Genomic DNA, 13,661 nt, shown 5'->3' on the forward strand with positions numbered 1-13,661 from the left:
GTGAGCGAGAGCCCCCAGAACGAACCCGACGAGTTCGACGAGATCGTCGGAGCCGAGACCGACCGCGACCCCGATCTCGCTGTGATCGAGGCCGGGAGCCGGACGCTGCGGACCCAGGCCGGGCAGCCGCAGGGGGACGGTGTGCCCTCCCGCCCGGCCGACCCGGAGCTGGACCGGGCGCTGCGGGAGGTGGAGACGGAGCTCGCGGGGCGCTGGCCGGAGACCAAGCTGGACCCCTCGCTGGCGCGCGTCGAGGCGCTGATGGACATCCTCGGCTCCCCACAGCGCGCGTACCCCTCGATCCACATCACCGGGACGAACGGCAAGACCAGCACCGCCCGCATGATCGAGTCGCTGCTGGGCGGCTTCGAGCTGCGCACCGGCCGCTACACCAGCCCGCATGTGCAGTCGATCACCGAGCGGATCAGCCTGGACGGGGCGCCGATCTCCGCCGAGCGGTTCATCGAGACGTACCGGGACATCAAGCCGTACATCGACATGGTCGACGCCTCGCAGGAGCACCGGCTCTCGTTCTTCGAGGTGCTCACCGGCATGGCGTACGCGGCGTTCGCGGACGCGCCGGTCGACATCGCGGTCGTCGAGGTCGGCATGGGCGGCGTTTGGGACGCCACCAATGTGATCGACGCCGGGGTCGCGGTGATCATGCCGATCTCGCTGGATCACACCGACCGGCTGGGCACCACACCGGAGCAGATCGCCACCGAGAAGTCCGGGATAGTCAAGCAGGACGCCACGGTGGTGCTGGCGCAGCAGCCCGTGGAGGCCGCGTCCGTGGTTCTCAAGCGCGCGGTCGAGGTGGACGCCACGGTCGCCCGTGAGGGCATGGAGTTCGGCGTGCTCTCCCGCGAGGTGGCGGTCGGCGGTCAGCTGCTGACCCTGCGCGGCCTCGGCGGTGAGTACCCGGAGATCTTCCTCCCGCTGTACGGGGCCCACCAGGCGCATAACGCGGCGGTGGCGCTGGCCGCGGTGGAGGCGTTCTTCGGCGTCGGCTCGGAGCACGCCCGCACCCTTGATGTCGAGACCGTCCGGACCGCCTTCGCCTCCGTCACCTCCCCGGGCCGTCTCGAGGTCGTGCGCCGCAGCCCGACCGTGGTCCTGGACGCCGCGCACAACCCGGCCGGCGCGCGGGCGGCGGCCGAGGCGGTCACCGAGGCCTTCGGCTTCAGCAGGCTGATCGGCGTGGTCGGCGCGAGCGGCGACAAGGACGTGCGCGGCCTCCTGGAGGCCTTCGAGCCGATCTTCGCCGAGGTGGTGGTCACCCGCAACTCCACCCAGCGCGCGATGGACGCGGACGAGTTGGCCGCCGTCGCCGTGGAGGTATTCGGCGCCGAGCGGGTGCAGGTCGAGCCGCGGCTGGACGACGCCCTGGAGGCGGCGATCACGCTGGCGGAGGAAGAGAGCGAGTACGCCGGCGCGGGCGTGCTGGTGACCGGGTCGGTGATAACGGTCGGCGAGGCCCGGCTGCTTCTGGGAAAGGGCTGACATGCGAACGCTGTGCGCGTCCACCCTGATCGGTGAATTCTTTGTGATCGGCTTCGCCGGGCTGGTGGCCATGAAGACCTCCGGCCTGTCCGTGGCCACGGTGTGGACGGTCTGCGGCATCGCCATGGCGCTGTGTGTCCTGCTGTGCGGGATGCTCGGCCGCCCCGGCGCGGTGCACATCGGCTGGGCCCTGCAGATCGGCCTGGTGCTGAGCGGCACGATCGTCACCACCATGTACGTCCTGGGCGCGGCCTTCGCGGCGCTGTGGTGGGCCTCGGTCCACTTCGGCCGCAAGGTCGACGAGGCGAAGGCGCGCTTCGCCGCCATGCCTGCTGACACTGCGTAACGTGGCCGTCGTTCACCCATGTAGCCTCAGCGGCACAGCATCACCCGCATGCCACGTTCCATAAGGAGTTCTCGCAGTGACCCAGCGCACGCTCGTCCTTCTCAAGCCCGACGCCGTACGACGCGGACTGATCGGCGAGATCCTGAGCCGCATCGAGAAGAAGGCGGGCTGGACGATCAGCGCGCTGGAGCTGCGCGAACTCGGCCGGGACGTTCTGGAGCAGCACTACGCCGAGCATGTGGGCAAGCCGTTCTACGAGCCGCTGGTGGAGTTCATGGCCTCCGGCCCGGTCGTGGCGCTGGTCGTCGAGGGTGAGCGCGTCATCGAGGGCGTACGGACGCTGGCGGGGCCGACCGACCCGATCGCCGCGGCACCGGGCTCCATCCGCGGCGACTTCGGCACGATCGTGCGGGAAAACCTGATTCACGCCTCCGATTCTGAAGAGTCCGCCCAGCGGGAAATCAAGATTTTCTTCCCCGGGCTCGCCTGACCCTCACCGCTGACCGTTCATCACATCGTCACCCCTTCTGGCCTGGGGCGGCCGCTATTGTTCGGCCGCCCTTTGGCATATGCGGGCCGATCGGGGGAACGCATCCCCGCGACACGACGTCACCATTAGCAGGGGGCGGGCCCGTGTTCTGCTGACAATGGCGGAGGACCCCCGCAGCGTGTTCGAGCGGGCGTGACTACGATGAGAGCTTCCGCGCCTCGCAGCGCACCACATCCTGCCGACCTCAAAAGCAAACGCTCAAGTGGGAAGGCCTGACGCATCCTCATGGGGAACAACATGTCGTTCATCGGCCGTGACATGGCTGTCGACCTCGGGACCGCCAACACGCTGGTGTACGTCAGGGGCCGCGGGATCGTCCTCAACGAGCCGTCCGTCGTCGCCATCAACACCAACACCGGCGGAATTCTCGCGGTGGGCGCCGAGGCGAAGAAGATGATCGGCCGCACCCCTGGCAACATCGTGGCCGTGCGCCCGCTCAAGGACGGCGTGATCGCCGACTTCGAGATCACCGAGCGTATGCTGCGCTACTTCATCCTGAAGATCCACAAGCGCCGCTACCTCGCCCGTCCCCGCGTCGTGGTCTGCGTGCCCTCCGGCATCACCGGCGTCGAGCGCCGCGCCGTCATCGAGGCCTCCACCCAGGCGGGCGCCCGCCAGGTGCACATCATCGAGGAGCCCATGGCCGCCGCCATCGGCTCCGGCCTGCCCGTCCACGAGGCCACCGGCAACATGGTCGTGGACATCGGCGGCGGCACCACCGAGGTCGCGGTCATCTCGCTCGGCGGAATCGTCACCGCACAGTCCATTCGGGTGGCGGGCGACGAGCTGGACAACGCGATCATCCAGCACATCAAGAAGGAGTACAGCCTTCTGCTCGGCGAGCGCACCGCCGAGAACATCAAGATCACGATCGGCTCCGCCTTCGAGGGCAAGGAGGAGGAGCACACCGAGATCCGCGGCCGCGACCTGGTCAGCGGCCTCCCCAAGACCGTCGTGATCTCCGCCGCCGAGGTCCGCAAGGCCATGGAGGAGCCGGTCAACGCCATCGTCGACGCGGTCAAGACCACCCTCGACAAGTGCCCGCCCGAGCTGTCCGGCGACGTCATGGACCGCGGCATCGTGCTCACCGGCGGCGGCGCCCTGCTGCGCGGCCTCGACGAGCGGCTGCGCCGTGAGACCGGCATGCCGATCCATATCGCCGAGGACCCGCTGGACTCGGTCGCGCTCGGCTCCGGCAAGTGCGTCGAGGAGTTCGAGGCGCTCCAGCAGGTGCTGGACGCCCAGCCCCGCAGATGACGATCCGGTGAATCCGCCGTATGGGGGGCCGACTTCCCGTACGGCGGAGCGGCGGTTCACTGATATACAGGCATTTGGCTCCCCATGACCGGTATCGCGTAAGAAAACACCCGACACGCGCGTAGCCGGTCCGACTCCGACGAGGAAGGCACGTCGCCGCACGTGAGGGACACACGAGAGAGCCGGCTGCTCCTGGTGCTGCTGGTCGCCATCGCGTTCGCACTGATCACGGTGGATATCCGCGGCGGCGAGGATTCGCCCCTCGACGGCGCCCGACAGGCCGCCGCGTCCGTCTTCGGCCCCGTCGAGGACGGGGTCGCCCGCGCGGTCGACCCGGTCGGCAACGCCGTGGCGGCCGTCCGGGACTCCGACGAGCGGCACGACCGGATCAGCGCCCTGGAGCGGGAGAACGCCGAGCTCAAGCAGCGGCTCGGCAGCGACGTCCGCAACCGAGCCCGTGTCGTCGAGCTGGACAAGCTGCGCAAGACCGCGGGCGCCGGCCAGTACGGCGTCAAGGGCGCCCAGGTCATCGCCATAGGAGCGGCCCAGGGCTTCTCCTGGACCGTCACCATCGACGTGGGCAGCAAGGACGGCATCCGCCGCGACATGACCGTCATCAACGGCGACGGCCTGGTCGGCCGGGTCACCACCGTCGGCCCGTCGACCGCCACCGTGGTGCTGGCCATCGACCCGGACTTCACTGTCGGCACCCGCATGGAGAAGTCCGGCGAGCTCGGCTTCGCCAACGGCCAGGGCGACCGCTCGCTGCGTGTCCAGCTCCTCAACGGCAAGGCCAAGATCAAGAAGGGCGACCGGCTCGTCACCTTCGGCTCCCGTGCCAACAAGCCGTTCGTGCCCGGCGTTCCGGTCGGCGAGGTGATCCGCGTCGACCCCTCGGGCGGCGATCTGACCCGCACCCTGCTGGTACGCCCGTACGTGGGCTTCACCAAGCTCGACATCGTGGGCGTCGTCGTCGAGCCGCCGCGCGAGAACCCGCGGGACACCGTGCTGCCGCCCAAGCCCGCCAAGCCCAAGCCGGCGCCCACGGTCACCGTGACGGTCAAGCCGTCCTCGTCCCCGAGCGCCTCCGCCAACAGGAGCTGACCGATGCTGCGTCTGAACCGGGTCCTGCTGTCGACCCTTCTCGTGGTCATCGCCCTCGTCGTCCAGGTCTGCGTGCTCGCCCGGCTGCAGCTGCCCGGCGCGGTCCCCGATCTGCTGCTGCTCGTCGTCCTCGGCCTCGCGCTCGTCTACGGCCACACCGGTGGCGCGCTCATCGGCTTCGGCGCGGGCCTGCTCGCCGACCTCGCCCCGCCCGCCGACCACGCCGCCGGGCGCTACGCCCTGGTGCTGTGCGTCATGGGCTATCTGGCGGGCCTCGCCAAGCCCGAGACCGGCCGGCTCCGGTCGGCCACCGGGCCGATGCTCGTGGTCGTCGCGGCGGCCATCGGCAGCACGCTGCTGTACGCGGGCGTCGGCCAGCTCGTCGGCGACGACGCGGCCCGCCACGCGGGCCTGGGCCAGCTGCTGTTCACCGCGGCGCTGTACGACCTGCTGCTGGCGCCCTTCACGGTGCCGCTGATCATGGGGATGGCCAGAAAGAGCGAGAACGACCCGATGGCCGACAACTCCGGCGGCTCCCGCATCGGCAGCCAGCGCGGCGGTCTCCTGATGAAGGCCGCCAACCGGGGGTCGGGACGCCTCAAGGGGGTCAAGCGCCTGTGAGGCCGCGTTCTTCCGGGGGCACTGCGACCGACAGCGGCTGTGCCGCAGGCCGTACCCCCGGCCTGACAACCAGTGGGGGCCGCTGTGAGGCTGTGTTCTTCCGGGGGCAACCCCCGTACCCCCGGCCTGACAACCAGTGGGGGCCGCTGTGAGTAACATCCCCGAGACCGGGCGGACGCCGCGCGTCACCATCCGGCTCGTCGCCATCCAGATCCTCGTCTTCTCGCTGCTGCTCACCCTCGGTGGCCGCCTCTGGTATCTCCAGATCCGCAACGGCGACGAATACACCGCCGAAGCCGCCAACAACCACGTCCAGCAGGTCGTCCACCCCGCCGTGCGCGGCTCGATACTGGACGCCCGCGGCGTGCCGCTCGCCGACAACGAGACCCGTCTGGTCGTCTCCGCCAGCCGCACCGAGCTGATGAAGATGAAGGACGACGGGAAGGCCGTTCTCACCCGCCTCGCGGGCGTCCTGGACATAAAGCCCAAGGACGTCATGGACAAGGTCCGGCTGTGTGACGCCAAGACGCCCCAGCCCTGCTGGAACGGCTCGCCGTACCAGCCCATCCCCATCACCGACGAGGCCAGCCCCAAGCAGGCGCTGCAGATCCGCGAGCGCGAAGAGGACTTCCCCGGGATAAGCGCGGAGCCCACCGCCGTGCGCCGCTACGCCGCTCCCGGCGACTCCAACGCCGCCCAGGTGCTCGGCTATCTCTCCCCGGTCACCGACGAGGAGATCAAGAAGGCCGAGGACAGCCGGTCGCCGCTGCTCCGCTCCGACCAGATCGGCCGTAACGGCCTGGAGCGCGAGTACGACGACGAGCTGCGCGGCAAGGCCGGGGTGACCCGCTACGAGGTCGACAACCTCGGCCGGGTCATCGGCCAGGCCGAGAGCCAGAAGGCCCAGCCCGGCGCCAACGTCGTCACCAGCATCGACGCCCGGGTGCAGGCCGTGGCCGAGAAGGAGCTGGACCAGGCGATGAAGGACGCCCGCAAGGAGATGGACCGGAACACCGGCCGCAAGTACGAGGCGGACGCGGGCGCGGTCGTGGTCATGGAGGCGAAGACGGGCCGCGTGGTCGCGATGGCCTCCAACCCGACGTACGACCCGAACGCCTGGGTCGGCGGCATCTCCGGCAAGGACTACAAGAGGCTCACCGGCAAGAACTCCAACTACCCGCTGCTGAACCGGGCGATCCAGGGCCAGGCTGCCCCCGGCTCGATCTTCAAGGTGGTCCCGACCACGGCCGCGGTCAACGCCGGCTACCCGTTCGACGGTCACTACAACTGCAGCAGCTCCTTCAACATCGGCTCGCAGGTCTTCAAGAACTTCGAGTCCAGGGGCTACGGCCCGATCAGCCTCGGCCGGGCGCTGGAGGTCTCCTGCGACACCGTCTTCTACGACCTCGCGTACAAGCAGTGGCAGAAGGACGGCGGCAACAAGCCCAAGAAGCACCCGGCGGACTGGTTCTACAAGACCGCCCACCAGTTCGGCCTCGGCAAGGAGACCGGCATCGACCTCCCCAACGAGGTCACCGGCCGGATCCCGGACCGCCAGTGGAAGAAGGACTACTGGAAGGCCAACAAGAACGCCTGGTGCAAGTACGGCAAGAAGGACGGGAACTACGGCCAGCGGATCGCCTACGAGAACTGCCTCGAAGGCATGAAGATGCGCGCCGGTGACTCCGTGAACTACTCCATCGGCCAGGGCGACACGCTCGTCACCCCGATCCAGATGGCCGCCATCTACGCCGCGATCAGCAACGGCGGCACGCTCTACGACCCGACCATCGGCAAGGCGATCATCAGCCCCGACGGCAAGAAGATCCAGCAGATCAAGCCGAAGTCGCACGGCAAGCTGCCGATGACCCAGCAGACGCGCCACAAGATAGACAGTGCCCTCGCGGGAGTCGCGACCCGCGGCACCGCCGCCTGGCGATTCGGCGGCTGGCCGCAGAACAAGATCCCGATGCACGCCAAGACGGGTACGGCCGAGGTCTACGGCAAGCAGACGACCTCGTGGTTCGCGACGTACACCAAGGACTACGCGATCGTCATGACGATCTCCCAGGGCGGCACCGGCTCCGGCGCCTCCGGCCCCGCCGTGCGCAACATCTACAACGCGCTCTACGGGGTGGACGCCAAGGGCCACATCGACAACAAGAAGGCGCTGCTGCCCAGGCCCCAGGCGAACCTCCCCAAGATCGATTCCGATGGCACCATCGAGGCCCAGCCGCTGGGCCCGCCGATCAAGGTGGTCGGAAGGCGGGACCTGCAGCAATGAGTGCCTCGACCCACACCTACACCGCGCGCCGCTTCACCCCTGAGCGCGGCACCTTGGGCAAGCTCATGGCGCGCGACTCGATCGTGCGCCGCCTGGACTGGATACTGCTGTTCGCCGCGCTCGCCCTGTCCGCCATCGGTACCGTCCTCGTCTACTCCGCCACCCGCAACCGCACCGAGCTCAACCAGGGCGACCCGTACTACTTCCTGATCCGGCACGCCATGAACACCGGCATCGGGCTGGTCCTCGCGATCGCCACGATCTGGCTCGGCCACCGCACGCTGCGCGGGGCCGTGCCCGTGCTGTACGCGCTGTCCGTGATCCTCGTCCTCGCCGTCCTCACCCCGCTCGGCTCCACCATCAACGGCGCGCACGCCTGGATCGTGATCGGCGGCGGCTTCTCCCTCCAGCCCTCCGAGTTCGCCAAGATCACCATCATCCTGGGCATGGCGATGCTGCTGGCCGCGCGCGTGGACGCGGGGGACCGCGTCCACCCGGACCACCGCACCGTCGTCCAGGCCCTCGGGCTCGCCGCGCTGCCCATCGCGATCGTGCTGCTCATGCCGGACCTCGGCTCGGTGATGGTCATGGCGGTCATCGTGCTCGCCGTGCTGCTCTCCTCGGGCGCCTCCAACCGCTGGATCGTGGGGCTCATCGGCACGGCCGTCATCGGCGCGGTCCTCATCTGGCAGCTGGGTGTGCTCGACCAGTACCAGATCGACCGCTTCGCCGCCTTCGCCAATCCGGCCCTCGACCCGGCGGGCGTCGGCTACAACACCAACCAGGCGCGGATCGCGATCGGCTCGGGCGGCCTCACCGGCAAGGGGCTGTTCCACGGCACCCAGACCACCGGCCAGTTCGTGCCCGAGCAGCAGACCGACTTCGTCTTCACGGTCGCCGGGGAGGAGTTGGGCTTCCTCGGTGCGGGCCTGATCATCGTGTTGCTCGGCGTCGTGCTGTGGCGCGCCTGCCGCATCGCGCGGGACACCACCGAGCTGTACGGCACGGTCGTCGCCGCCGGGATCACCGCCTGGTTCGCCTTCCAGGCGTTCGAGAACATCGGTATGACGCTGGGCATCATGCCGGTGGCCGGTCTGCCACTGCCCTTCGTCTCGTACGGCGGGTCGTCGATGTTCGCCGTCTGGATAGCGGTGGGCCTGCTGCAGTCGATCCGGGTGCAGCGTCCCGTATCGGCCTGACGTCCGGTCGGTCTGACGTCCGGGGGCTGCCCTCAAACGCCACAGGGCAGTACATTCACGTCATGGCGGACACGGTGCGTGAGATCGAGCGTAAGTACGAGGCTCCTGACGACGGCCGGCTCCCGGAGCTGACCGGGGTCGCCGGCGTCGCGGAGGTCGTGGACAAGGGCGTGGCCACTCTGGACGCCACGTACCACGACACCGTCGACCAGCGGCTCGCGGCGGACGGCATCACGCTGCGGCGCCGCACGGGCGGCAGCGATGCGGGGTGGCACCTCAAGCTGCCGGCCGGACCGGACGCCCGGGACGAGATCCGCGCCCCGCTGTCGGACACGCTGCCCGCCGAACTCGCGGCCCTCGTGCGCTCCCGCGTCCGCGACCGGGCACTCGTCCCCCTGGTCCGCCTGGTGTCCGAACGGAGCGTCAGACACCTCGTGGACGCCGAAGGCGCCCTGCTCGCCGAGCTGTCCGCCGACCGCGTCACGGCGCGCCGTCTGACCCCGGAGCCGGGCGAGCCGGTGGGGTGGACGGAGGTCGAGGTGGAGCTCGCTCCGGGCGGCGACCCGGCGCTCCTCGACGCGCTGGAGTCCCATCTGACGGGGAGGGGGATGCGCCGGTCGGCCGCCGCGTCCAAGCTGGCCAGGGCGCTGGCCGAGACGGGCGTGGCACACGACACGAAGAGCGCCGAGCCGGATAAGCCGGATAAGCAGAACAAGCAGGCGAAGGCGGACAGGGAAAGCAAGGCGGGTAAGAAGGCCGGCAAGCGGGCGAAGGCCGCCGAGTCCACGGCGGGTGACATAGTCCTCGACTACGTCCGCACCCAGATCGCCGCCATCGTCTCGCTCGACCCCGCCGTACGCCTGGACGTGCCCGACTCCGTGCACCGCATGCGCGTCGCCACCCGCCGCCTGCGCAGCGCCTTCCGCTCCTACCGCAAGGTCCTGGACCGGGCCGTCACCGACCCCATCGGGGACGAGCTGAAGTGGCTGGCCGGCGAGCTCGGCATCGACCGTGACCGGGAAGTGCTCACCGCCCGGCTCGAGGAGCGGCTCGGCGAGGTCCCTGTCGAGTTGCGGCTCGGCCCCGTGGCCGCCCGGCTGCGCATCTGGTCGCAGGCGAGCCGCCGTGGCTCGCGCGAGCGGCTGATCGGAGTGCTCGACGGCGAGCGCCATCTCGCCCTGCTCGCCTCCCTCGACGCGCTGTCGGCCGACCCGCCGCTGCGGCCCGCCGCCGCCCGGCCGGCCGAGGAGGTGATCCTCGCGGCCGTGCTGCGCGACGACGAACGGCTCGCCGCCCTTGTGGCCGCCGCCCTCGCCGCTCCCCCCGGGCGCGACCGGGACGTCGCCGTGCACGAGGCGCGAAAGAAGGCCAAGCGTGTCCGCTACGCCGCCGAGGCCGCCCGCTCCGCGCTGGGCAAGCCCGCGAAGGCGTTCGCGGGCCGTATGACCGAGCTGCAGGAACTGCTCGGCGACCACCAGGACAGCGTGGTCGCCCGGGAGGCACTGCGCGAGCTGGCCGTCCAGGCCCACGGGGCGGGGGAGAGCGCCTTCACCTTCGGGTTGCTCTACGGCCGCGAGGAGGCGCGGGCCGCCGCCCGCGAGCGCGAGCTGCCCGCGCTGTGGGCCGAGGTCTCGCGCGAGGAGCACCGGGCGGCGCTGCGACCGTGAGGCACGGGGACGGCAGGACAAAGGCAGGAGAAAGATCAGGAGAAAGGCAGTGAAGGCGGGAGAAAGGCGGGAGAGGGGACGGCATGAGCGGCGTCAAGGGTGTCCGCCGGGCGGGTTAGGCTTGAGGGTCACCCTTGTCAGCTCACGAAGGTCTCCCGGATGTCTGTCGAGTCGGTCTTTCCGCAGCTCGAGGCCCTGCTCCCGCATGTGCAGAAGCCGATCCAGTACGTAGGCGGGGAGCTGAACTCCACCGTCAAAGGCTGGGACAGCTGCGACGTCCGCTGGGCGCTCATGTACCCGGACGCGTACGAGGTCGGTCTGCCCAACCAGGGCGTCATGATCCTTTACGAGGTGTTGAACGAGCGCGAGGGCGTGCTCGCCGAGCGCACGTACAGTGTCTGGCCGGACCTTGAAGCGCTGATGCGTGAGCACAAGGTGCCGCAGTTCACCGTCGACTCGCACCGCCCGGTCGCGGCCTTCGACGTCTTCGGGCTCTCCTTCTCCACCGAGCTCGGCTACACCAACATGCTCACCGCGCTCGATCTGGCCGGGATCCCGATCGAGGCCAAGGACCGCGGCGACGATCACCCCATCGTGGTCGCGGGTGGCCACGCCGCGTTCAACCCCGAGCCGATCGCGGACTTCATCGACTGCGCGGTGATCGGCGACGGCGAGCAGGCCGTCCTGGAGATGACCGAGATCATCCGGGCCTGGAAGGCCGAGGGCCGCCCCGGTGGCCGGGACGAGCTGCTGTTCCGCCTCGCCCGCACCGGCGGGGTCTACGTACCGGGGTTTTACGACGTCGAGTACCTGCCCGACGGCCGGATCTCCCGCGTCGTGCCGAACCGCTCCGGCGTGCCGTGGCGGGTGTCCAAGCACACCGTGATGGACCTGGACGAGTGGCCTTATCCGAAGCAGCCGCTCGTTCCGCTCGCCGAGACGGTCCATGAGCGGATGTCCGTCGAGATCTTCCGCGGCTGCACGCGCGGCTGTCGCTTCTGCCAGGCGGGCATGATCACCCGCCCGGTGCGCGAGCGCTCCATCACCGGCATCGGCGAGATGGTGGACAAGGGTCTCAAGGCCACCGGCTTCGAGGAGGTCGGCCTGCTGTCCCTGTCCTCGGCGGACCACACCGAGATCGGCGACATCGCCAAGGGACTCGCCGACCGCTACCAGGAAGACAAGATCGGCCTGTCGCTCCCGTCGACCCGGGTGGACGCGTTCAACATCGACCTCGCCAACGAGCTCACCCGCAACGGCCGCCGCTCCGGCCTCACCTTCGCCCCCGAGGGCGGCAGCGAGCGGATCCGCAAGGTCATCAACAAGATGGTCTCGGAAGAGGACCTGATCAGGACCGTCGCCACCGCGTACGGCAACGGCTGGCGGCAGGTGAAGCTCTACTTCATGTGCGGCCTGCCGACCGAGACCGACGAGGACGTGCTGCAGATCGCCGACATGGCGACGAAGGTCATCGCCAAGGGCCGCGAGGTCTCCGGCAAGAACGACATCCGTTGCACCGTCTCGATCGGCGGCTTCGTCCCCAAGCCGCACACCCCCTTCCAGTGGGCGCCGCAGCTCGGCGCCGAGGAGACGGACGCGCGCCTGGAGAAGCTGCGCGAGAAGATCCGCGGCGACAAGAAGTACGGCCGCTCCATCGGCTTCCGCTACCACGACGGCAAGCCCGGCATCGTCGAGGGCCTGCTCTCCCGCGGCGACCGCCGGGTGGGCGCGGTCATCCGCGCCGTCTACGAGGACGGCGGCCGCTTCGACGGCTGGCGCGAGCACTTCAGCTACGACCGCTGGATGGAGTGCGCCGAGCGGACGCTGCCCGAGTTCGGCGTGGACGTCGACTGGTACACCACCCGCGAGCGCGCCTACGAAGAGGTCCTGCCCTGGGACCACCTGGACTCCGGCCTCGACAAGGACTGGCTCTGGGAGGACTGGCAGGACTCGCTCGACGAGACCGAGGTCGACGACTGCCGCTGGACCCCGTGTTTCGACTGCGGCGTCTGTCCGCAGATGGATACCCAGATCCAGATCGGACCGACGGGCAGGAAGCTGCTGCCGCTGTCGGTCGTCAAGTAACCCACGGCCCGACAAGTACGCTGGAAGAGGCAAGGGCCGCGGCACCCGCTCGGGTGAGCGGCCCGGCCACCGGCGTCAGACAGCCGTCAGACAGCAAGGAGAAGGACCCTGGGCAAGCGACAGCCCGAAGGCCCGCCGCCCGCACCCGCGGTGCAGCGCATCCGTTTGCGCTACACCAAGCGCGGCCGCCTCCGGTTCACCAGCCACCGCGACTTCCAGCGCGCCTTCGAGCGGGCGCTGCGCCGCGCCGAGGTGCCCATGGCGTACTCGGCGGGGTTCACCCCGCATCCCAAGGTGTCGTACGCCAATGCCGCACCCACCGGCACGGGCAGTGAGGCCGAGTACCTGGAGATCCAGCTCACCGAGGAGCGCGACCCCGAAAGGCTGCGTGAGCTCCTCGACGAGTCGCTGCCCGACGGCCTCGACGTCATCGACGCCGTCGAGGCCCGTACGCCGAATCTGGCCGAGCGGCTGCAGGCCTCCGTCTGGGAGATCCGGCTCGACGGAGTCGCCCCGGACGAGGCCGAGCGTGCCGTCGCCGCCTTCCTCGCGGCCGGAACGGTCGAGGTCGAGCGCCGGACAAAAAATGGGTTGCGGTCCTTCGACGCGCGTGGCGCGGTGGCCCGGCTCGAGGCCCTCACGGCCCCGGTCGATAGGCCGGGGGACCCTGCCTGTGCGATACTGCGGCTGGTGGTACGGCATCTGACACCTGCCGTGCGACCCGACGACGTCCTGTCCGGTCTCCGCGCTACGGCCGACCTGGCGCCGCCGGTCCCCGCAGCGGTGACCAGGCTGGCGCAGGGGCTGCTCGATGAGGAGTCCGGCACGGTGACCGACCCGCTCGCGCCCGATCGCGAGGCAGTCTTGGCCGCCCCACCCACGGCCGCCGGGCTGACCGCCGCGATGGCGCCGGAAGGTTCCGCGTAGGACCGCCGTCGACGCGCCGCCGATGGACCAGGGAGCCACCCGGGTCCGGCAGGCGCACTGACCAGGAGACTTTCGCCGGTCCCGGCATTTCCGGCCCCGGCGAGTGAGACGACAGCTC

11 protein-coding genes are annotated in these 13,661 nt (G+C 69.9%); all 11 read left to right on the top strand.

Annotation, left to right across the window (positions count from 1 at the left end):
- The 11 genes from folC to PV419_RS00520 all read left to right on the top strand — a co-directional run bounded on the left by folC (nucleotide 1) and on the right by PV419_RS00520 (nucleotide 13,543).
- Nucleotides 1-1,503, top strand: a complete 1,503-nt coding sequence (gene folC, locus PV419_RS00470) for a bifunctional tetrahydrofolate synthase/dihydrofolate synthase (RefSeq protein ID WP_319685587.1) — start codon at nucleotides 1-3, stop codon at nucleotides 1,501-1,503.
- A gap of 1 nt (nucleotide 1,504) precedes the next feature.
- The gene (locus PV419_RS00475) at nucleotides 1,505-1,849 is read left to right on the top strand and encodes a DUF4233 domain-containing protein (RefSeq protein ID WP_319685588.1); all 345 of its coding nucleotides are present in this window, start codon (nucleotides 1,505-1,507) and stop codon (nucleotides 1,847-1,849) included.
- A 76-nt stretch (nucleotides 1,850-1,925) separates the two neighbouring features.
- Entirely contained in the window at nucleotides 1,926-2,339 is a 414-nt protein-coding gene (gene ndk / locus PV419_RS00480; protein WP_319685589.1) for a nucleoside-diphosphate kinase, read from the top strand.
- A gap of 297 nt (nucleotides 2,340-2,636) precedes the next feature.
- The gene (locus PV419_RS00485) at nucleotides 2,637-3,656 is read left to right on the top strand and encodes a rod shape-determining protein (protein WP_319686182.1); all 1,020 of its coding nucleotides are present in this window, start codon (nucleotides 2,637-2,639) and stop codon (nucleotides 3,654-3,656) included.
- 162 nt (nucleotides 3,657-3,818) lie between these two features.
- Nucleotides 3,819-4,760, top strand: coding sequence for a rod shape-determining protein MreC (gene mreC / locus PV419_RS00490; RefSeq protein ID WP_319685590.1), 942 nt, complete (start codon nucleotides 3,819-3,821; stop codon nucleotides 4,758-4,760).
- Between the two features lie 6 nt (nucleotides 4,761-4,766).
- On the top strand, nucleotides 4,767-5,381 hold the full coding sequence (mreD, locus tag PV419_RS00495; RefSeq protein ID WP_319686183.1) for a rod shape-determining protein MreD: 615 nt from the start codon (nucleotides 4,767-4,769) through the stop codon (nucleotides 5,379-5,381).
- A 148-nt stretch (nucleotides 5,382-5,529) separates the two neighbouring features.
- Nucleotides 5,530-7,665: a penicillin-binding protein 2 gene (gene mrdA, locus PV419_RS00500; RefSeq protein ID WP_319685591.1), complete on the top strand. Its 2,136-nt coding sequence runs from the start codon at nucleotides 5,530-5,532 to the stop codon at nucleotides 7,663-7,665.
- A gap of 65 nt (nucleotides 7,666-7,730) precedes the next feature.
- A complete protein-coding gene (gene rodA / locus PV419_RS00505; RefSeq protein WP_415925217.1) occupies nucleotides 7,731-8,864 on the top strand; it encodes a rod shape-determining protein RodA in 1,134 nt (377 codons plus the stop codon).
- A gap of 62 nt (nucleotides 8,865-8,926) precedes the next feature.
- Nucleotides 8,927-10,531 (top strand): CYTH and CHAD domain-containing protein, encoded by a 1,605-nt coding sequence (locus PV419_RS00510; RefSeq protein ID WP_319685593.1) that lies wholly within the window; start codon nucleotides 8,927-8,929, stop codon nucleotides 10,529-10,531.
- A 159-nt stretch (nucleotides 10,532-10,690) separates the two neighbouring features.
- Nucleotides 10,691-12,616: a TIGR03960 family B12-binding radical SAM protein gene (locus PV419_RS00515; protein ID WP_319685594.1), complete on the top strand. Its 1,926-nt coding sequence runs from the start codon at nucleotides 10,691-10,693 to the stop codon at nucleotides 12,614-12,616.
- 150 nt (nucleotides 12,617-12,766) lie between these two features.
- Nucleotides 12,767-13,543 (top strand): TIGR03936 family radical SAM-associated protein, encoded by a 777-nt coding sequence (locus tag PV419_RS00520; protein ID WP_319685595.1) that lies wholly within the window; start codon nucleotides 12,767-12,769, stop codon nucleotides 13,541-13,543.
- Nucleotides 13,544-13,661: the final 118 nt, after the last annotated feature.

The sequence above is a fragment of the Streptomyces sp. ME19-01-6 genome (genome assembly GCF_033793745.1).
Classification (GTDB): Bacteria; Actinomycetota; Actinomycetes; order Streptomycetales; family Streptomycetaceae; genus Streptomyces.